The following is a 19,778-nucleotide window of genomic DNA, read 5'->3' on the forward strand; positions in this document are numbered from 1 at the left end:
ACTAGGGCAGTTGAGTGACGGCCGCGACCCGCTCCAGCAGGTCCGGGACGATCGCGTCGGCGGTCTCGGCGGTGAAGTGCAGACCGTCCGGGCGCAACGTCCGGCCGTCGACGGAATCCGGGCACCGCTCGTCGTCGCAGAGCAGGTCGGTCAGCGACAGCGACGTGACCCGGCCGTGGAACTCGGCGGCGACCTGGCGCCGTAACGCCGTGTAGGCGTCGACGGTCGCGTCGACCGCGGTGTGGGCGCAGGTCCCGGTGTCGTGGCCGAGCCGACGGCACAGCGATTCGGTCATCGGCGTCGAGTCGATCCAGACGACCCGGGCCCCGCCGGAGGTCAGCCGCTCCATCGTCAGGCGCAGCTGGGCGGCGACGAACTGCCGGTGCGCGGGCGTGCCGACGTCGACCGGGTCGCCGTCGGCCCCGCGGACCCGGTACGTCTCCCAGCGGGAGTGCACCAGGATGACGTCCGGCCGGTCCTCGTCGATGAGCCGCTGCTGCACGGTCGTCACCACCTGCGGGCAGACCGCACCGGTCGACCAGGGCGAGCCGTCCTCCTCCAGCATCAGCAGGCCGGCCACCGAGCAGGAGCTGACGCTGGCGTCGGTGTACGACCAGCCGCGCTCCTCGGCCGCCGTGGCCAGACCGGGGGAGAGGCTCTTGACGACCGAGTCGCCGACGGTCGCGAGCCTGAGCTCGGTCGACGCGGTGGGCGCGACCAGGGCCCGCGGGGTGGACAGCGCGGTCACGTTGCGCTCGTCGACCTGGGTGACCGGCGCGGTGGCGGCGGCGGTCGCGGCCAGGGTGAGGGCCGCTACCGCGGCGATCGCGGTGGGTGCGGCGAGGAGAATCCGCCGCCCGGTCAGCCCGAACGCCCCGCGCCGGACGGGCTTCTCGACGACGAAGTACGACGTCACCGAGAGCGCGAGCGTGAGCGCGATCTTCGCCGCCCCGTGGGCGAGCAGGCCGGGGGTGGTGGTGGGCAGCCAGGCGTCGTCGAGCCAGCAGTACACCGGCCAGTGCCACAGGTAGACGCCGTAGGAGATGAGCCCCAGCGCGACGACCGGCCGGGCGGTCAAGACCCGGTTCGGGTGGGCCACCGTCCCGACGACCAGCACCGCCGCCACCACCGCGAACGCCACCGCACCACCGCGGTAGAACCCCACCCACTCGTCCTGCATCGACGCGAACGCGACGAGCACCCCGGCCCCGGCCACGGCGGTGAGCACCCGGCCGACCCGGGGCCGGACCACCGCCGCCGCGGCGCCGATCAACAGCTCGAACACCCGGGTGTCGGTGCCGTAGTAGGCCCGCGACGGGTCCTCGGCCGAGTACCGGACCGCCATCAGCACCGCCGACACCGCGATCAGCCCGACGATCACCGGCAGCAGGAACCGCCGGACCCGCACCAGCACGAGCAGCAGCAGCGGCCAGACCAGGTAGAACTGCTCCTCGATCGCCAGCGACCAGGCGTGACGCAACGGCGACGGGGCCGCGAACGCGTCGAAGTACGACTGGCCCGAGCCGATCAGGTGCCAGTTCGCGCCGTAGAACAGCGTCCACAGGCCGTCCGAGCGCAGCGACGCGAGCTGCGACGGATCGACCGTGCGCCACCCGACCACCATCACCGCGGCGACGACCAGCAGCGCCGGCGGCAGCAACCGCCGGGCCCGGCGCAGCCAGAACGCGCCAAGGTCGAGCCGGCCCCGGGCCGCCCACTCGTCCAGCAACAGCGTCGTGATCAGGAACCCCGACAGCACGAAGAACAGGTCGACGCCGAGGAACCCGCCGGGCAGCCAGGACGCGCCGAGGTGGTAGACGAGCACCGCGGTGACGGCGAGAGCCCGAAGCCCGTCCAACGCCGGTCGGTAGCCCAGTCGATCAGGGCGAGGTACGGAGTGGGCCACTGCGGCCCAGTACCCAGACAACCAACGCGAACACACTGGCTGTGACACCGGCCACGCAAATCGCCGTCCAGCCGCCCGCGTTCCACAGCACCGCCGCCGCCGCCGATCCGATCGCTCCACCGATGAAGTTCCCGGTGACGAACACGGTGTTCAGCCGGCTGCGCAGTTCGTCCGACACCGACAGCATCCGGGTCTGGTTCAGGATGTTGCCGCCCTGGATCGCCACGTCCAGCAGCACGACCGCCACCAGCACCAACACGACCGAGTTCCGTCCCACCCCGGCAACGACGAACGAGACGAGCGTCACCGTCCAGGTCACGCCCATCGCGGCGATGCCGAGGCCGCGGTCGTGCAGCCACCCGGCCCGCTGGGCGGCGAGCGCCCCGGCCAGCCCGGCCAGGCCGAACAACCCGATCACCGACACCGGGTACTCGTACGGCGGCGCGCTGAGCAGAAACGTCAGCGACGTCCAGAACATCGTGAAGCAGGCGAAGCCGGTGCTGCCGAGGGCCAGCGTCCAGCGGACGGTCCGCTCCCGGGCGATCGCGGTGAACACCGACTTGATCAACGCCGGGTACGGCAGCTGGGTCTTCGGCGGCAGGGTCGGGATGCTCCGGTACAGCAGCGCCGCCAGCACCACCGCGACGACCGCGGCCACCCCGAAGATCGCCCGCCAGCCGGCCACGGACGCCACCAGCCCGCTGATCGTCCGGGAGATCAGGATGCCGACCAGCAGGCCGGACACCACCGTGCCGACGACCCGGCCGCGGTGGGCGTCGTCGGCGAGGTCGCCGGCCAGCGGGGTGAGGATCTGCCCGGCGACGGTGGTCACTCCGAGGGCGGTGATTGCGACGAGCAGCGTGCCGAACGACGGGGCCAGCGCACACGCGGTCAGCGCCACGGCCGCGCAGAGCAGCATCACCGGCACCAGACGACGTCGATCGAGCACGTCGCCGAGCGGGACGATCAGCAGGATTCCGCTCGCGTACCCGACCTGGGTCGCGGTGACGAGCCAGCCCGCCACCGCGGTCGAGGCGTGCAGATCGTCGGCGATGAAATCGAGCAGCGGCTGGGCCCAGTAGAGGTTGCCGACGGCCGCGCCACCGGCGATCGCGAAGAGAAGCGTGAGGCCACGGCTGATCGGTTGCACTGGCCAAACGTTAAACGAGGCGCTGGTAGGTCTCCGGACGGCGGGTCTCGAAGAACGGGAAGAGCGTGAGCCAGTCGCGCCGCTGGTCGAGATCCAGCTCCGCCACGAGCGCGACATCGCGGTCGCGAGGACCCGCGCACAGCACCCGCCCGTACGGGTCCGAGATGAACGACGACCCGTAGAACGTCAGCAGGCCTTCCGACCCCCAGCGGTTCGGCACGACCATGAACAGACCGTTCGCGATACCGTGCCCGACGATCACGTGCTGCCAGAGCGGCGCGGTGTCGAAATCGGGATGATCCGGCTCGGACCCGATCGCGGTCGGGTAGGCGAGGACGTCGGCACCCTGCAGCGCGTAGGAGCGGGCGACCTCGGGGAACCACTGGTCCCAGCAGGTCGGCAGCCCGAGGAAGGCGCCGCCGACCGGCAGCGGCGTGTAATCCGCGGGCCCGGGCCGGAAGTACCGGTCCTCGTAGTAGCCGGCGGTCCGCGGGATGTGCGTCTTGCGCCGCTTCCCGAGCAGCGACCCGTCCGGCCCGACCAGCACCGCGGTGTTCAAGCCCAGCCCGTCCGGGCCCGGGGCCCGCTCGAACAGCGACGCGGCCACGGCCGCTCCGGTCTCCTTCGCCGCCGCGGCCGCGAACTCGACCGTCGGACCGGTCGGCAGGTCTTCGGCGTCCGCATCCGCGTCGCCGGGCGGGCGGACGTCGGCCGGGTACCGCGAGAGGGTCAGCTCGGGCAGGACGACGACCTGCGCTCCGGCGTCCGCCGCCGTGCGGATGCCGTCCAGCAGGACGGCTCGGTGCTCGGCGGCGTCCGCATGGAAACAGGTCTGGACCAGACCGACGGTCACCGGCGCGCGTTCGGGCGCGGCCACCCGGGCCGGGGAGGCGGCCCGGGGAGCGACGATCAGCTCCACGGCGCGGCCGGTTGCTGTTGGGTGATGCAGTGGACGCCGCCGCCGAAGCGGAAGATGTCGCGGGCGTCGATCAGCACGACGTCCCGGCCGGGGTAGGCGCGCGTCAGCACGTCGGCCGCCACCGCGTCCTGCGGATCGTCGAACGCGCACCCGACGACGACGCCGTTCGCCACGTAGTGGTTCACGTAGGAGTGGTCGACCGGGCGGCCGTCGAAGTCGGCCACCGTGGGTGACGGAAGATCGACCACCCGTAACCGCTGGCCGCGAGCGTCGACGGCCGTGCGCAGGATCTCGCCGACCTCCTTCATCGGCTCGTGGTCGGGGTGCCCGGAGTCGGGCTGCGTGTGCACGAGCACGGTGCCGGGCTCGGCGAACGTGGCCACCGTGTCGACGTGGCCGCGGGTGCCGAACTCGTCGTAGTCGGCGGTGAGCCCGCGGGGCAGCCAGATCGCGGTCGTCGTGCCGAGCCGCTGGTGGATCTCGGTCTCGACCTCGGTGCGCAGCCAGCCCGGGTTGCGATCGGGGTCGAGCTGGACGGTCTCGGTCAGCAGCACGGTGCCGGCGCCGTCGACGTGCAGGCCGCCGCCCTCCTGGGTGAGGTTCGACCGGTCGAACTCGACGCCGGCCGCCCGGGCGATGCGTGCGCCGAGGTGCCGGTCGCGACCCCAGGACGCCCACGACTGTGCGCCCCAGCCGTTGAAGCGCCAGGCGATCGCCCTGGTCACGCCCTCGCTCAGGTCATGGACGAACGTCGGGCCGGCGTCGCGCAGCCAGGCGTCGTCGAGCTCGATGGTCTCGAGGCGGACGCGGGGGTCGAGGACCTCCTCGGCCGCGGCCCGGTCGTTCTGGTTGACGAGCATCCGGACCGGCTCGTAGCCGACGACGACGTTCGCGACCGCGGCCCAGGCTTTACGGGCGGCCTTCAGGGCGGGGCTGCTGTCGTCCTCGAACGTCGCGTTCGGAGTCGGGAAGGCCATCCAGGTGGCGTCGTGCGGAGCCCACTCCGGGGGCATTCGTAACGGCCGCGTGTGCGAAGCCCGTGAAGGGCCCCGCCTCGGCCTGCGTGCACGTCCGGTCGTCGGTAACGCGCCGGTGTTCAACACAGGTTCCAGCCACCCCGCTTCGTCGAGCCAATGGAGCACCCACGTTCAGCCGGGGCGGCGGGACCGGCGCGGCCACCTGATGCTATTGCCAGGGTGACGAAATCCGCAGGCCGATCGTGATTTCGAAATTACACAGAGCAACTTCGCTCCGTTTTCGGTGGCGATTGCTGGAATCGCCCCATGACAGACACCCTGCTGCTCGAGCAGACCCTGTTCGAAGTGAAGAAGGTCATCGTCGGTCAGGACCGGCTCGTCGAGCGGTTGCTGACCGCGCTGCTGGCCGGCGGGCACTGCCTGCTCGAAGGCGTCCCCGGCGTGGCCAAGACGCTGGCTGCCGAGACGCTGGCCGTCGCGGTCGGCGGGTCCTTCCGCCGGATCCAGTTCACCCCCGACCTGGTGCCCTCCGACCTGCTGGGCACCCGCATCTACCGGGCCAGCCGGGAGAGCTTCGACGTCGAGCTCGGACCGGTGATGGCGAACGTCGTCCTGGCCGACGAGATCAACCGGGCCCCGGCCAAGGTGCAGTCCGCGCTGCTCGAGGTGATGGCCGAGGGGCACGTCTCGATCGGCGGCCGCACCTTCGACGTGCCGGCGCCGTTCGTGGTGCTGGCTACCCAGAACCCGATCGAGAGCGAGGGCGTCTACCAGCTGCCCGAGGCCCAGCGTGACCGCTTCCTGATGCGGGTCGTCGTCGGCTACCCGGACGAGCGGGAGGAGCTGGCGATCCTGTACCGGATGGGGTCCTCGCGGCCGACGGCCGCCCCGGTGCTGGACGTCTCGTCGCTGTTGCGGCTGCAGGCCCAGGCCCGGGACGTGTTCGTCCACCACGCGCTGGCCGAGTACGTGGTGCGGCTGGTGACCGCGACGCGGGCGCCGTCGCGGTTCGGGCTGTCGGACCTGTCCGGGTTGCTGGCCTACGGCGCGTCGCCCCGGGCGACGCTCGGGCTGGTCGCGGCCGGTCGGGCGCTGGCCCTGCTGCGCGGGCGGGGGTACGTGCTGCCGGGCGACATCCTCGACCTGGCTTCGGACGTGCTCGCTCATCGGCTCGTGCTCTCGTTCGACGCGGTCGCCGACGGCGTCGCCCCGGAAGAGGTCGTCGCGCGGATCGTCGAGGCGGTTCCGCGGCCGACGATCGCGCCCGCGCAGTCGGGTCCGGGTCTCGGGGTGGCGGCGTGACCGCCCTCTTGACGCCCGAACGTCGGTTGCGCCGGCTGGAGCTGCTCATCACCCGTCGGCTGGACGGGCTGCTGCACGGCGGCTACCTCGGGCTGCTGCCCGGCGCCGGGAGCGAACCGGCCGGCAGCCGGGAGTACCGGGCCGGTGAGGACGAGGTCCGGTGGATGGACTGGTCGGTCACCGCGCGGACGACGGTCCCGCACGTCCGGACCGTCGACGCCGACCGTGAGCTGGCCACCTGGGTACTCGTCGACGGTTCGGCCAGCATGGACTTCGGCACCGCCGAGTACGAGAAACGCGAGCTCGCCGTCGGCGCGGTGGCCGCGGTGGGGTTCCTGACGACCGGCACCGGCAACCGTCTCGGGGGGTGGCTGTCGAGCGCCTCCGGCACGCGTCGGTTCCCGCCGCGCGGCGGCCGGACCCACTTGCTCGGTATCTTGCGGACGCTCGTCGAGGCGCCGAGGGGTGGGCCGGAAGCGGGCGTGGGCGCGCGGGCGACCGCGGGCGTGGCCGCGGGCGCGGGCGCCGGTATGGGTGCGGCCTCGGGCGTGGGGGGCCTGGGCGTGGGGGGCCTGGCCGTGGGGCTGGGTGGGATCGGGCGGGCGGTGCGGCGGCGCGGGTTGATCGTCGTCGTGTCGGACTTCCTCGACGGGCTGGACGAGGACGGGCTCGGGCCGGGCGCGCCGACCTGGGAGCGGCCACTGCGCCGGCTCGCGCACCGGCACCAGGTGCTCGCCGTGCACGTCACCGACCCGCGGGAACACGAGCTGCCGGACGTCGGAATGTTGCCGATGGTCGACCCGGAGACCGGACGACGGCGGGAAGTCCCGACCGCCTCGCGCCGGCTGCGCGAGCGGTACGCGGCGGCGGTGGGGCAGCAGCAGGCCTCGATCGCTTCGGCGCTCAAGCGAGCCGGCGCCGCCCATCTCGTGCTGCGGACCGATCGGGACTGGGTCGCCGACATCGCTCGCCACGTGCTGGCACAGCGACGGCTGAGGGGGGTGCGGGCATGAGCTGGCTCTCTCCCGAGCGGCTGTGGCTGCTGCTCGGCGTCGGGGCGCTGGCGATCGCGTACGTCGTAGCCCAGCGCCGGCGCGGTCGGTACGCCGTCCGCTTCACGAACCTCAAGCTGCTCGACCGGGTCGCTCCGCAGCGACCGGCCTGGCGCAGGCACGTGCCGGCCGGGCTCTTCCTGGTCATGCTGGTCCTGCTCGTCGTCGGGTTCGCCCGGCCGCAGGCCGAGGTGCAGGTCCCCAGGGAACAGGCGACGGTGCTGGTCGCGGTCGACGTCTCCCGGTCGATGCTCGCGTCGGACGTGGCCCCGGACCGCTTGTCGGCGGCCAAGACCGCGGCCCACGAATTCGTCGGGGACCTGCCGTCGCGATTCCGGGTCGGCCTGGTGAGCTTCGCCGGGACCGCGTCGGTGGCCGTCCCACCGTCGGCCCCTCGGGCCGATGTGGACGCCGGGATCGATCGGCTGTCGGAGGGCGCCGGCCAGGGCGGGACCGCGATCGGAGACGCGATCGCGACCGCGCTGGATCAGATCCGGGAGGAGACTCCGTCCCGGGTCGTCGTCCTCTCCGACGGGGCGAACACGGCCGGCCAGGACCCGGCGTCGGCCGCGCAGCTGGCGGCCCAGCTCGGGGTGCCGGTGGACACGATCTCGTTCGGGACCGCCGGTGGGTCGATCGATGCCGGGAACGGTTTCACGACCGGGGCCCAGCCGGTCCCGGTGGATGGCGAGACGTTGCGGGCGGTCGCGCAGGCGACGGGTGGGTCGTACTTCGAGGCCGGGAGTGTCTCGGAACTGCGGGCGGCTTATTCGGACATCGGGAGTTTGGTGGGGTTCGAGGCCGAGATGCAGGACATTTCGGCGCGGTTCATCGGGGTGGGTCTGGTTTTCGCGGTCCTCGGCGCGCTGGCGTCGCTGTTCTGGTTCGCCCGGCTTCCGTGAGGGGTTTGGTATGTCGTCCGACTCAGGCGCCCCCCAGGGCCCAGATTTTTCTTCCGATCCCGAGTCCGCGCCGAGCGGGGGCGCCTGGGGCGAGCGTGCCTCGTCGGCCGAGACCGCCTGGGGCCGACCGACTCCGGCGGTCCACCCCGGCACGGGCCCGACCGCCGCGCCGGGGGTGCAGCTCACCCCGCCGCCCCCGGCGCGGCCCACTCACCCCCTCCCACCGGGGTCACCTTCCGCGCCGCCGTCGGGAGCTCCCGCGTCCCCGGCGGGGAGGTTGCCGTATGGGACGTCCGGCGGGATCCCGCCGTACTGGGGGCAGCCGTCGGCGCCGGGCGGCGGTGTGCCGGGCGGCGGTGGGCCGGGTGGCGGTGGGCCGGGTGGCGGTGGGCCGGGTGGCGGTGCGCCGGGTGGCGGTGGGCCGGGCGCGCGGCGGTGGCCTCGGGCGATCGCGGCCGGGGCCGTGGTGCTAGCTCTGGCCGCCGCGGCCGGCGGAACCGCCGGCTACGCCACCACCCACGCATCCGCCGTCGCCCCCGCCGGGGCCCCGGCCGCGCCCGGCCTCGCTCCCGGTGCCGACGCGACCGCGCTCGTCGCCGCGGCCGCCCGGGCGCTGCCCGGCGTCGTCTCCGTGCAAGCGGGCCGCGCGTCCGGATCAGGGTTCGTCTTCGACGACGACGGCCACGTCGTCACCAACAACCACGTGGTCGCCGCCGCCGACGGCGGCCCGGTGCGCGTCACCGGGCAGGACGGTCGCAGCCGCCGGGCCGACGTAGTCGGCACCGATCCGTCGAACGACATCGCCGTCCTCGCGGTCGACCCCGACGGCCTCGAAAAGCTCGAAAGAGCCGACCTCCGCACCACTCACGTCGGCGAGCCCGTCCTCGCGCTCGGCTCACCCCTCGGACTCTCCGGCACCGTCACCGCCGGCATCGTCAGCGCGCTGAACCGCGAGGTGCGGCTCGGCGGCGACGTCCGCCGGACCGCTGTGCAGACCGACGCCTCGATCAACCCCGGCAATTCCGGCGGCCCGCTGGTCAACGCCCGCGGCGAGGTGCTCGGCGTCAACACCGCCATCGCCACCCTCGACGGCAACGGAAGCATCGGCATCGGCTTCGCGATCCCGATCGACCGCGCCGCGCAGGTGGCCACCACCCTCATCGCCCGGGGATGATCGAGTATGCGGCTGCTGGTAGTGGAAGACGAAGAAGACCTGGCCGAGGGCTTACGGGTCGGCCTGGCCCGCAACGGCTACGCGGTCGACGTCGCGATCGACGCCGAGACCGCCTACGACCGGCTCACCGTCAACGAGTACGACCTGATGCTGCTCGACATCAACCTGCCCGACGGCGACGGCTTCACGCTGTGCCGGGCCCTGCGCAACGGCGCGGTTCCGACCCCGGGCGACACCGACCTGCGCGTGCTCATGCTCACCGCCCGCGGTGGCCTCGACGACCGCGTCCGCGGCCTCGACGAGGGCGCCGACGACTACCTCGTCAAGCCGTTCCACCTGGCCGAACTCCTGGCCCGGATCCGCGCGCTGCTCCGCCGCGACACGAACGGCTCCACCGCGACGCTCACCGTCGGTGACCTCACCCTCGACACCGCCAAGCACTCGGCCACACTGCGCGACGATCCGCTCGCGCTGACCAACAAGGAATTCGGCGTCCTCGAGTACCTGATGACCCGCCCCGGTCACGTCGTCCCCGGCGAGGAGCTGCTCGAACACGTCTGGGATTCCAACGCCGATCCGTTCACGCAGACGGTGCGGGTCACGGTCGGCACGCTCCGCCGCAAGCTCGGCCAGGGCCGGATCGAGACCGTGGTCGGGCGCGGCTACCGTCTGCGCGAGTCCGAGGCCCTGCGGGAGACGTCGTGAGGCTCCGCTCGATCCGCGTCCGGCTCACGGTCATCTATTCGACGTTGCTGTTCGCGCTGGCCGGCGGCGCGCTCGCGATCACGTACTTCGCGGTCGCCCAGACCACGTCGCCGCAGCCGGTCACCCAGCGCACCGCGAAGATCTACAACAACTACGAGTACGTCGGCACCACCACGGTGGCCGAGGTCAGCGAGATCGAGGCCGCGGTCAACTACAACACGCTCGAGAACCTCCGGACGTACTCGCTGATCGCGCTCGGCGGCCTGCTGATCAGCAGCCTGGGCATCGGCTGGGTCCTGTCCGGACGCGTGCTGCGCCCGGTCGGCGCGATCGCCCGCACGGCGCGCGACATCCAGGCCACCGACCTCTCCCGGCGCATCCGTCTGCAGGGCCCGCACGACGAGCTCCGCGACCTGGCCGACACGATCGACTCGATGCTCGACCGGCTCGACGACGCGTTCCAGGCCCAACGTCAGCTGATCGACGACGCGTCGCACGAGCTCCGCAGCCCGCTCGCCATCATCCGCACCCACCTCGACGCCTCGCTGACCGCGGAGGACGCGTCCGCCGAGGAACGGACCCGCGCGGTCGCGGTCGTCGACCGCGCCACTACGCGGATGTCGCGGCTGGTCGAGGACCTGCTCGCGACCGCGCGCCGGGACGCGGACGCCACCACCGAGACCGACGTCGACCTCAGCGCGACCGCCCGCGAGGCGGGGGAGGAGGCGGTCGTCTCCGACCGCGTCCTGCGGTACGCGACGGTCCCGGACCTGCACCTCATCGGTGATGCGGACGCTCTGCGGCGCGCCGTCGGCAACCTGCTGTCCAACGCGCTCCGGCTGGCCCCCGACTCCTCGACGGTGACGATCGCGACGGGTCGGGTCGGGTCGTGGCTCTGGCTCGCGGTTGCGGACGAGGGGCCGGGTATTGCGGCGGAGGATCTGCCCCGGGTGTTCGATCGGTTCTGGCGCGGGGGTGCGGGGCGGTCGTCGCCTTCGGGGCGGGAGGCGTCGTCGCGGGGGCAGTCTTCGCCGCGGGAGCGGCGGACCGGGCTGGGGTTGGCGATCGTGCGTCAGATCGTCGAGTCGCACGGTGGTCAGGTTGCGGCCTTCTCGACGCTGGGCGTCGGCAGCACGTTCGTGCTCTGGTTCCCCACCATCGACCGCACCGACGACGACCCGCCGCCCGCAACGTCGCCGCTGCGCTAGGAAATCCTTCGGGAATCGAGTGTGACGTGCAAATTGCTTTTAGACATTTGCTGGCTCGGGTTATCGTGGAGGTGGTCGGAGAGCGTCAGCGCTAGCAGGGCCGGGTGAGCGCGGTGACAGTACGAGAACGTCGACGAGCCGAAACCTTCAGACGCAGAGTTCACGCTGAGGCCTGCCTGCGGGCGGTGGAGTGCGGGTGGGCGGTGGAGTGCGAGTGGGTGGTGGACTGTGGACGGACCGGAGGCCCGGTGAACTACCGGGCCGCGTACCGTCGGCACGCCGCCCACCTGCTCGGATTGAAGCCTCAGCCTCGGTAGGTGGGCGGCGCCGCCGATGCCGCCGCGCCGCAGCGCCGGGGCGCCGGGGCGCCGGGGCGCCGCAGCGCCGGGGCGCCGGGGCGCCGCGGGTCAGGTGCGGGCGCGGAGTTGCCAGGTGTCGCCGGTTCGGGCCGCGGTGAGGCGGATCTGCCAGCCGGGCTCGGCCTGCTCGGCGAGGCCAGCCGGAACCGGGACCGGCCCGATCGTCCGCCCGTCGCCGTCGTCGAACGTGATCGACTCCTCGCCGACGCCCACGATCACCAGCGCAGCATCGCGCACCCATTCGTCGGGAGCGCCGCCATCCCCGGCTTCTTCCTCGAGCCAGAACTCGAGCTCTTCGACGAACTCCCGCATCTCGTCCCCGACGTCCGCGACGTCCCCGTCGTTCCCGTAGTCGTCCGCGGAGCCGTCCCGGTAGCCGTCCGCGGAGCCGGACGCAGCGCCGACCGTTGGGCCAGAGGTGGAGCCGGACGCGTAGTCCTCCGCCGCGCCGAAGGCGGAGCCGGACGCGGAGTCGGGCGCGGAGCCGGGCGCCGAGGGTGCGGCAACGTTCTCTGATCCCTCGCCGGGCTGCGCCGAACGGTCGGAGTCGCCAATTGGTGCCCGGCTGGGCACGGGGTCACCGGCCCGAAATGGCAACCCGGTCCGCTCTCCGCTGGGCCGCCCCAAAGTACTGGCCGGACGCATAGCCGCCACGATCTCCGCCGGCAACCCTCGCCCGGCCACCCCCCGCTCAACCGGGCCTGCCACCCCGCGTGCAGCACCACCCTCAGCTGTGCCGCCCTCATCCACCCCGCGCCCATTTGCCCTGCGCGCAGTTGTCGAGCGTTCAGCTGCCCCGCGCTCGGTTGCCCCGCGGTCGGTTGCCTCGTGCTCGGTTGCCCCGCGTTCGGTTGTCCCGCGTTCAGTTGCTTCGCGCTCAGCCGCGCGGCGACCTGCCGCAGCCGTGGCTCCGCGCTCCGCTGGTGTCTCCCGAGGCCCTACCTCCGCTGCCGACATCCTCTCCGAACCGCCCGCCGCATCGCGCTCCGCCGCACCCAGCCCGCCGCGCTCCGCCGACTCCGACGCGCCGTGTCCCCTGCTGGAAACCGGCTCGCCAGCCGCCCCCCGCACCTCTCTACCCGAGGCGCCACCCACGCCCCGGTGTTCGTCGGCACCCCTGTGTTCGTCCGCGCCCTCGCGCTCGCCCGAGCCCCCGCGCTCGGCCCAGCCCGGGACGCCGTGTTCGGACGCGCTTGGCATGCCGCGATCGGCCGCCCCGCGTTCAGCTGCGCTCGCCAGGTTGCCTTCCGCGGCGCCGCGCGTCCCGCGCTCGGCCGCGCCTATCGCGTTGCGCTCCGCCACCCCGCGTTCAGCTGCGCTCGCCAGGTTGCCTTCCGCGGCGCCGCGCGCCCTGCGCTCGGCCGTGCCGCGCTCGCTGACCCTTGGCTCGCCCGCATCCAGTGTGCTTTGACGGGCTGTTCTACGTTCGGCCGCGTCTGCCGCCCCGCCGTCGGCCGCGCCCGATTCACCGCCCGCGGTCCTGGCGCGCTCTGCCGTGCCCGCCGCACCGCCTTCGGCCGCGCCGCGTTCGCCCGCGTTCGCCGTCCCGCGCTCGGCCGCGCCGGCTGTGCTGCGCTCTGCCGTGCTGGCTGTGCTGCGCTCTGCCGTGCTGGCTGTGCTGCGCTCTGCCGTGCTGGCTGCGCTGCGCTCTGCCGTGCTGGCCGCGCCGCGCTCTGCCGTGCTGGCCGCGCCGCGCTCTGCCGTGCCGGCTGTGCTGCGCCGGGCCGTGCCGGCCGCACCGTGCTCTGCCGCGTCGGCCGCGCCGCGCTCTGCCGCGCTGACCGCGCCGGCCGCGTCGGCCGCGCTGACCGCGTCGGCCGCGTCGCGGTCGGCTGCGTCCATCGGTCTGCGCTGGCGCGCGTCCGGCGCCCGGTCCGTGGGGACCGAACCCTCCGGCGCGGCTGCGGCCGAGCTCGGGGGCGCAGCAAGCTCGGCGGCACGCGCCGCCAGAGCGGCATCCACCACCACCCACTGCACCCGATGCCCCTTGACCGCCGTCCCCAGCCGGCCCCACAAATCCGCATCCCGCTCATCGGCCACTCCGCCGGCCAGCCGAGCCGCCACGCCGTCTCGCACGTACGGGCTGTCCGTCAGGACCGACACCACCGACGGGCGGGTCAATCGCTCCACCGCGGTCACGACCGCCAGCAGCGACATCCGCTCCCGGGAACCTCCGTCGCCCGCTCCCGACAGCTCCCGCCGAGCGTCGCCGTGGGTCAACAGAGCACCCCACCTACCTGCGCCCCCGCAGGCGTACACCACGACCCGCGCGGGCTCGGCCTCGACCACGAACGACCTCCTGGATGCACCGGTTGCACCCATGATCCCCCGTCCAGCCGCAGCCACGCGGACCGCCTCCACAGGCCCGCCCGTGTCGTGGCGTCCGTGATCTCGAGGAGCCGGAGTCCTAGGTGGAGCGTCAGGCCGGGCCGGAATCGAGCAGGGCTTGGATGCGAGCCACCAGCGCACTCGGCGCGAACGGCTTCGTGACGTAGTCGTCGGCCCCGGCCGCCAGGCCCGCGTCGACTTCTTCCTGGGACGCGGAGGCCGAGATCATCACGATGAGGATGTCGCGGATCTCCGCGTCCGCCCGAACGGTCTTGCAGAAGGCGAGCCCGGTCGTGTCGGGCAGCTGGACATCGAGCAGGACCAGATCGGGCCGGTCCTCGCGCAGCGAGGCGAGGCCGTCGACTCCGGTCTGAGCCGTGCGGACGCGGTGCCCGGCGCCGCGCAACTTGACCGCCATGAGCTCGCGCATGTCCGGTTCATCCTCGACGACAAGGATGCTGCCCACGTTGCCCCCCTTAGACGGGTTTATTCTACGCATTCCGGACGGCGGTGCGGCGCGCCGTAGGCTGCGGGCCATGAGTGGCGACGCGGGACTGGACGCACTGTCGGCGGCTACGGCGGACTTCGCGGCCGCCCGCGACTGGGGTCGGTGGCACACCCCGAAGAACCTGGTGATGGCGCTGTCCGGGGAGGTCGGCGAGCTCACCGCGCTGTTCCAGTGGCTCACGCCGGAGGAGTCGGCCGCGGTGATGACGGATCCGGAGGCGGCTCCGAACGTCCGCGACGAGATCGCCGACGTCGTGCTGTACCTCGTGCAACTGGCCCGCGTTCTCGACGTCGACCTGATCGACGTCGCGACCGCGAAGCTGGCCCGGAACGAGACGCGCTTCCCGGTGCCCGCCCGCGACTGAGTTCGGCCGGGTCAGGCGTCGATCAGGGCGGACAGGCCGTCGAGAAGGCGGGCGCGGCCGAAGTCGTAGGCGTGATCGGCGCTGTAGGCGGCGTTCTGGGCCTCGCCGGCCGCGGAGCCGATCCGCGCGGCGCGCGGGAAGCGGTCGGCGTCGAAGACCTTCGCGAGCAGCGGACCGCTCTCGGCCCACCAGTCCTCGTCGGAGCGCGCGCTCTCGCGCGCGGCGGCCCGGGCTGCCGCTGCGCCTCGGGCGCAGGTCTCGACGAACCCGAGGACGAACGTGAGAGCGGCGTCGCGGGTGACGTCGTCGAGACCGGCGTCGTCGAACGCCCCTAGTTCGTACTCGTACTTGGCGATCGCGCCCGGTCCCAGCGGTGGCCGGCTCGTCGAGATCTCGGCCAGCCAGGGATGACGCTCGTACAGCGCCCGGTTGTCGTCGGCGACCGCGCCCACCCGGGCGCGCCAGCTCGCGTCGGCCGGGGTCGTGCGCGCGATGGCCGCGTACACCGCGTCGAGCATGAGGTCGAGGAGCTCGGCCTTGCCGGGCACATAGGTGTAGAGCGTCATCGGCGCCACCGACAGGTCGGTCGCGATGCGGCGCATGGTGACGGCGGCCAGCCCTTCGGCGTCCGCCAGAGCGACCGCGACCGTCACGACGCGGTCGACGGTCAGCGTCGGCCGCGGGCCGCGCGACGGGGGCGGGACCGGTTCGGCGCCGCGCCAGAGCAGGGCGAGGGTCCGCGCCGGATCACCGGCGCTGCTGCGTTCTCCAGGCACGGGTCGATCTTCTCAGGCTTCTCTCCGTACGCAGTACAATGTACCCTGTACGGAGTTTCTCGACGAAGGAGTCCGGATGCGTGTGACCGCGTGCGCGGTTTCGCTCAACGTCGACGACGTCCCGGCGTCCAGCCGGTTCCTGCAGGAGCACTTCGGGTTCCGCGAGGAGATGTCGGCCGACGGCTTCTCGTCGCTGACCCGTGGCGACGCGATGAACGTGATCTATCTGCGCCGCGGGCTGGCGACGCTGCCTGCTCCTTTTCGCGACGCCCATGCCGGCGGCGTCCTCGTCGTCTTCGTCGTCGAGGATCTCGACGACGAGCAGGCGCGCCTGCGTGCGGAAGGCGTGCCGATCACCCACGAGCTGACCGAGGAGCCCTGGGGTGAACGGTTCTTCCAGGTCACCGACCCGAACGGGGTGATCGTCCAGCTCGTCGACTGGGTGACGCCGAACTGACGCGCGGCCGGGTCGGGCCGGCCGCGCGGGTCAGCGGGTGGGGGTCGCGGATGCCGTGGGGCTGGCGCTCGGCGTGGGGCTGGCAGTCGGGGTGGAGCTGGCGGATTCGCTCGGGATGGCGGGGGCCGTTGGAGTCACCGAGGTCAGGCCGGGGAGTTGCTCGGCGACCGGGACGCCGTCCGGGGTGCATTGGTAGTAGTCGTCGGACGACGGCGAGTCGTACGTGCGGGGGTAGACGTTCTCGGCCGGTCCGCCGTCGACCCGGGTGCGCTGCTGCAGCGGGCAGCTCTCCGGCAGGACCACCGGGTTACCGTTCTGGTCGAAGACCTGCACGTCACGGAGGAGCTTGCCGTCCGAACCGTAGACCCGCAGGTCGCTCGCCCCGTTGTACGGGCCGGGGTCGTATCCGTACGACGTCTCGTAGGAGTAGTTCGTGCTGGTCGTGATCGCGATCCCGGCCAGCGCGACGAGGATGCCACCGGCCAGCACGGCCCGCCGGCCCCACATCCCGAAGCCGTCGGTCCGGCGCCCGAGCCACACCGACGCGTACGCCGCGGCGACCACGAAGATCAGGAACACGAACGTCTCGCCGGAGCCGGCCGGCAGCAGCCCCCTGAATCCGCCACCGAAGATCGCGAAGACCAGCGCGGCGAAGAAGAACCCGCGGAGCACCCACCAGCCTGGCCGCAGCTCCGGCAGGAACGCGCGGAAGCGCTGGTAGAGGGGGAGGGCGTCGAGTCGCGCCCGGGCATGCTCGAAGCGGCGACGGAGGCGCCCGGCCGGGGTCGCGGTCACGGTCGGTGCCGGCGCGAGCCCGGCTGCGGACCGTAACTCGGCCGCGTACGCCTCCGGCGGGCCGAGCCGCTCGACCAGCGCGGCCTGGGTGAGCGTGCCGGGCGTCTCCGCGGTGATGTCGGCGAGGTGCGCGGAGAGATCTTCGATCAGCTCGTTGCGCTCCTCGTCCGGCAGGTCGGCGAGGGCGGCCCGGACCCGCTGCAGGTAGCGGTCCGCCTCGGTCCCGACAGTCGGTGCGGTCATGCCACTGCCTCCCCGGTCAACAGGTCGTCCATGGTCCGGGCGAAGCCGGTCCAGGTCTTCGTCGACTCGGTGAGCTGGTCCCGGCCGGCGTCGGTGATTCCGTAGTACTTGCGGTGCGGCCCCTCTTCGCTGGGGACGACGTACGACGTCAGGCAGCCGGCGGAGTACAGCCGCCGGAGTGTGCCGTACACCGAAGCGTCCCCGACGTCGGCAAGACCGGCGGCGCGTAGTCGGCGGAGCACGTCGTAGCCGTAGCCGTCGGCGTCTCGGATGACGGCTAGGACGGCTAGGTCGAGTACGCCTTTGAGTAGTTGTGTGGTGTCCATGTTCGCCTCCTGCGGACGGGACACTACTGCGCATTGCGTTGTAGTGGCAACTGGGGGTTTTAGTTTTTTGCGGGGTTGGCCTTGGTGTGGGGCTGCGGTTGGGATTCGGGCGGCTGCTGGGTGGTCTTGCGGTGCGGTCTGCGCTGGGTTTGGGCCGGGGCTGCGGTCCGGGGTCTCAGGCTGGTCCTGCGGTCTCCGAGCTGCGCCGGTTCAGCGATGCGGGGTTGGTCGGTCCTCCGGGTGCAAGGCGTGTGTCGCGCTTGCGCGGGATTCTGGGCGTCACGGGTCGGTGGCGAATGCTGGCCGGCGTAGAGGGTTGCGCGCTTGCCGTGGGCCTGCTTCCGGTAACGGAGCGGGGCTGCGTTGATGGTGCGGGGCTGCACTTCGGCATGAGCCTTGGAGTCACGAGTGCCGATGCAGAGGGCTGCCGGGGCGGAGTCTGTGCTGGGGGTCTACGGGGCTCGCGGTTCGTGCGCGTTTTCGGCCTCGCAGGGCCGCGATCCGACCGACAGCGCCTGCTGTTCGGCCCGCGGGGGCCGTCCGAGCCGCCGGATCTGGTGTCCGGGCAGGCGGGTGTTGATTGAGCTGCGAGCGCCTGCCTTTCGGCCTGGCGGAGCGTCGTCCGAGTCGGAGCGCGCGCCGTCGGGGTTCGTGTAGGCCCGCGGGGGCGCCGGCCGGATCGCCTTGTCTGGCGTTCTGGACTCATGTCGGCCGACCCGCAGTGCGTGCCGATCGACGGGGGGCTCGGCGCCTGCCGTTTGGCCCGGGGGGCGCCGGCCGAGTCGTGGGCCTTGCGGTGGAGGTAGCGGGGTCTGCTGTTCGGAGGGTGGGCCCGACTGCTTCCGGGCGCGGGGTGTTGTGAGGCTGGCGATTCGGGCCGAGGCACCTGCTGTCCGGGCCGCATCGCCCGCCGTCCGGGCTCGTCACCTACCGTCCGGGCCGCAACGTGGGCCGCAACGTGGGCCGCAACGTCCTGGAGCCTGGGCTGTGGCTCGACCTCTGGGCCGGGGCTGTGCGGGGAGCTGGGGCGGTGCGGAGTTGCAACTCGCCGTCCGGGGTGCCAGGACGCGCCTTTCGAGGTGCGGATACGGAAACGGCCGCTGTCTTGTGCAGCGACCGTCACGCAAATATTCGGCTATATCGCCGCTCCGATGATTGGGGCGCCGAAATCGTCGGGCGAATTGCTGTTCACAAAACGTGCGCGGTATTTCTCGGCTACTTCACATCTGCGGTGAGAGGTGGGCTGGGGCACCGTCGGGAGAGGAGGGTGCCGGGCCGGCCCGCGGTGTGCGAACCGGCCCGGGCGGGCGAGGATCAGCCGGAGAACGCGGGCTGCTCGGTGTTGGCGGTGGGCCGGCCGGACGGCTCGGCCGCGTCGTCGTTCTGCTCCGAGAAGTGCTGGCGGTACCGCTCGATGACCTCATTCGGCAGGCGTCCGCGCGAATTGACGTCGATGTTGTTGGACTCGGCCCATTCGCGGATCGCCGCGTTCTCGGCCCGGCTGCTCGACGACGTCGCGGTGCTGGTGGCCTGCTTCCGTCCCTTGCGGACGGTGCCGCCGGTGCGGCGGGCGGCCTGCACGTACTCGTCGAGGATCTCGCGGAGCTTGGCCTGGTTCCCGGAGCCCAAATCAATTTCGTACTCGACGCCGTCGATGCCGAAGTTCACCGTCGCGCGATCGACCGAAGACGGATCAATTTCTGAGTTATCGAGGTCATCGGTGAGAATGACCAGCTCTTTCCTCGCCATGCTGGGGATAATACATGATCGCCCCGGATGTCCTTGGAATGGGGTGGAAATTGCTGGCATTCCGGCCGGGTGCCTGAGCGGCGGAGTTGACTACCCGTTTGTCCGCATTATCGTGGAGCGATCGGCCCCAACGAGGGGCGCCGACTGTACGAACGGGGGTTCGCCATGGCGAAGAAGAAGAAGGACAAGAAGAAGAACAAGAAGAAGAAGTAGTCCTACGCGGTGGGCGGGGTTCCCCGCCCACCGCCCCCGAGCACGCCGGCTCGAACACCCCGCACCGACGGCCGCCCCCGGACTCCGGCGTTCCCCGGCCGATCCCGCCGCCCTCCGCCGCCGCCCGTATGCCCCGCCCGATTACACCCCGCCGAATGCTTCCCGCGCCGACTCCCTGCCCCGGCCAAGCCCCACCTGCCCGCGCCTGACCGGCCACGCCCGGGAACGGCCCGCGCCTGAGGGATGGCCCAGGCCCGGCCATGGCCTACGCCCGGCCCAGCCACGACCCGCGCCCGGCCTGTGCCACGCCCGGCCCGGCCCACGCACGGCCTGTGCCACGCCCGGCCCGGCCCACGCACGGCCTG

The 19,778-nt window shown here is 72.5% G+C and carries 18 protein-coding genes; 8 read left to right on the forward strand and 10 right to left on the reverse strand.

From position 1 onward, the window contains the following. Position 1 precedes the first annotated feature (1 nt). The 4 genes from FL583_RS34925 to FL583_RS34940 are packed head-to-tail and all read right to left on the reverse strand — an operon-like array spanning position 2 to position 4,952. Complete coding sequence (locus FL583_RS34925; RefSeq protein WP_170324030.1) at positions 2-1,858, reverse strand: acyltransferase family protein; 1,857 nt, start codon at positions 1,856-1,858, stop codon at positions 2-4. A gap of 22 nt (positions 1,859-1,880) precedes the next feature. After that, positions 1,881-3,056, reverse strand: coding sequence for an MFS transporter (locus FL583_RS34930; RefSeq protein WP_205752737.1), 1,176 nt, complete (start codon positions 3,054-3,056; stop codon positions 1,881-1,883). A 10-nt stretch (positions 3,057-3,066) separates the two neighbouring features. Then, the gene (locus tag FL583_RS34935; RefSeq protein ID WP_142709174.1) at positions 3,067-3,975 is read right to left on the reverse strand and encodes a nitrilase-related carbon-nitrogen hydrolase; all 909 of its coding nucleotides are present in this window, start codon (positions 3,973-3,975) and stop codon (positions 3,067-3,069) included. After that, positions 3,966-4,952, reverse strand: a complete 987-nt coding sequence (locus FL583_RS34940; protein WP_205752738.1) for an agmatine deiminase family protein — start codon at positions 4,950-4,952, stop codon at positions 3,966-3,968. The genes FL583_RS34935 and FL583_RS34940 overlap by 10 nt, the downstream gene beginning before the upstream one ends. 306 nt (positions 4,953-5,258) lie before the next feature. On the opposite strand from FL583_RS34940, the gene FL583_RS34945 reads away from it, so the two are divergent. The 6 genes from FL583_RS34945 (at position 5,259) to FL583_RS34970 (ending at position 11,295) form a co-directional block, all read left to right on the forward strand. Further along, positions 5,259-6,254 carry an AAA family ATPase gene (locus FL583_RS34945; RefSeq protein ID WP_142709176.1) on the forward strand — a complete coding sequence of 332 codons (996 nt, stop codon included), beginning with the start codon at positions 5,259-5,261 and terminating at the stop codon, positions 6,252-6,254. Then, the gene (locus FL583_RS34950; RefSeq protein ID WP_142709177.1) at positions 6,251-7,267 is read left to right on the forward strand and encodes a DUF58 domain-containing protein; all 1,017 of its coding nucleotides are present in this window, start codon (positions 6,251-6,253) and stop codon (positions 7,265-7,267) included. The genes FL583_RS34945 and FL583_RS34950 overlap by 4 nt, the downstream gene beginning before the upstream one ends. Beyond that, positions 7,264-8,208: a VWA domain-containing protein gene (locus FL583_RS34955; protein WP_142709178.1), complete on the forward strand. Its 945-nt coding sequence runs from the start codon at positions 7,264-7,266 to the stop codon at positions 8,206-8,208. The genes FL583_RS34950 and FL583_RS34955 overlap by 4 nt, the downstream gene beginning before the upstream one ends. Positions 8,209-8,485: 277 nt before the next feature. After that, positions 8,486-9,382: a S1C family serine protease gene (locus FL583_RS42630; RefSeq protein ID WP_205752739.1), complete on the forward strand. Its 897-nt coding sequence runs from the start codon at positions 8,486-8,488 to the stop codon at positions 9,380-9,382. 6 nt (positions 9,383-9,388) lie between these two features. Next, positions 9,389-10,087, forward strand: a complete 699-nt coding sequence (locus FL583_RS34965; protein ID WP_142709180.1) for a response regulator transcription factor — start codon at positions 9,389-9,391, stop codon at positions 10,085-10,087. Next, positions 10,084-11,295: a sensor histidine kinase gene (locus FL583_RS34970; protein WP_142709181.1), complete on the forward strand. Its 1,212-nt coding sequence runs from the start codon at positions 10,084-10,086 to the stop codon at positions 11,293-11,295. The genes FL583_RS34965 and FL583_RS34970 overlap by 4 nt, the downstream gene beginning before the upstream one ends. 407 nt (positions 11,296-11,702) lie before the next feature. Here FL583_RS34970 and FL583_RS34975 read toward each other — a convergent pair whose 3' ends face one another. Both FL583_RS34975 and FL583_RS34980 read right to left on the reverse strand, forming a co-directional pair. After that, on the reverse strand, positions 11,703-13,976 hold the full coding sequence (locus FL583_RS34975) for an RNase H family protein (RefSeq protein ID WP_142709182.1): 2,274 nt from the start codon (positions 13,974-13,976) through the stop codon (positions 11,703-11,705). 97 nt (positions 13,977-14,073) lie between these two features. Then, positions 14,074-14,448, reverse strand: coding sequence for a response regulator transcription factor (locus FL583_RS34980; RefSeq protein WP_170324032.1), 375 nt, complete (start codon positions 14,446-14,448; stop codon positions 14,074-14,076). Between the two features lie 70 nt (positions 14,449-14,518). On the opposite strand from FL583_RS34980, the gene FL583_RS34985 reads away from it, so the two are divergent. Further along, on the forward strand, positions 14,519-14,854 hold the full coding sequence (locus FL583_RS34985; RefSeq protein WP_142709184.1) for a nucleotide pyrophosphohydrolase: 336 nt from the start codon (positions 14,519-14,521) through the stop codon (positions 14,852-14,854). An 11-nt stretch (positions 14,855-14,865) separates the two neighbouring features. On the opposite strand, the gene FL583_RS34990 is transcribed toward FL583_RS34985, so the two are convergent. Next, positions 14,866-15,630: a TetR/AcrR family transcriptional regulator gene (locus FL583_RS34990; protein WP_142709185.1), complete on the reverse strand. Its 765-nt coding sequence runs from the start codon at positions 15,628-15,630 to the stop codon at positions 14,866-14,868. A 76-nt stretch (positions 15,631-15,706) separates the two neighbouring features. Here FL583_RS34990 and FL583_RS34995 point away from each other — a divergent pair, with 76 nt between their 5' ends. After that, positions 15,707-16,087, forward strand: a complete 381-nt coding sequence (locus FL583_RS34995; protein ID WP_142709186.1) for a VOC family protein — start codon at positions 15,707-15,709, stop codon at positions 16,085-16,087. A gap of 30 nt (positions 16,088-16,117) precedes the next feature. Here the strand turns inward: FL583_RS34995 and FL583_RS35000 are convergent, their stop codons facing one another. The 3 genes from FL583_RS35000 to FL583_RS35010 form a co-directional block, all read right to left on the reverse strand. Further along, a complete protein-coding gene (locus FL583_RS35000) occupies positions 16,118-17,125 on the reverse strand; it encodes an HAAS signaling domain-containing protein (RefSeq protein WP_142709187.1) in 1,008 nt (335 codons plus the stop codon). Further along, positions 17,122-17,451, reverse strand: coding sequence for a PadR family transcriptional regulator (locus FL583_RS35005; protein WP_142709188.1), 330 nt, complete (start codon positions 17,449-17,451; stop codon positions 17,122-17,124). The genes FL583_RS35000 and FL583_RS35005 overlap by 4 nt, the downstream gene beginning before the upstream one ends. Positions 17,452-18,765: 1,314 nt before the next feature. Beyond that, positions 18,766-19,200, reverse strand: a complete 435-nt coding sequence (locus tag FL583_RS35010) for a histone-like nucleoid-structuring protein Lsr2 (protein ID WP_142709189.1) — start codon at positions 19,198-19,200, stop codon at positions 18,766-18,768. Between the last annotated feature and the right edge of the window lie 578 nt (positions 19,201-19,778).

This window comes from Cryptosporangium phraense, from assembly GCF_006912135.1.
Classification (GTDB): Bacteria; Actinomycetota; Actinomycetes; order Mycobacteriales; family Cryptosporangiaceae; genus Cryptosporangium; species Cryptosporangium phraense.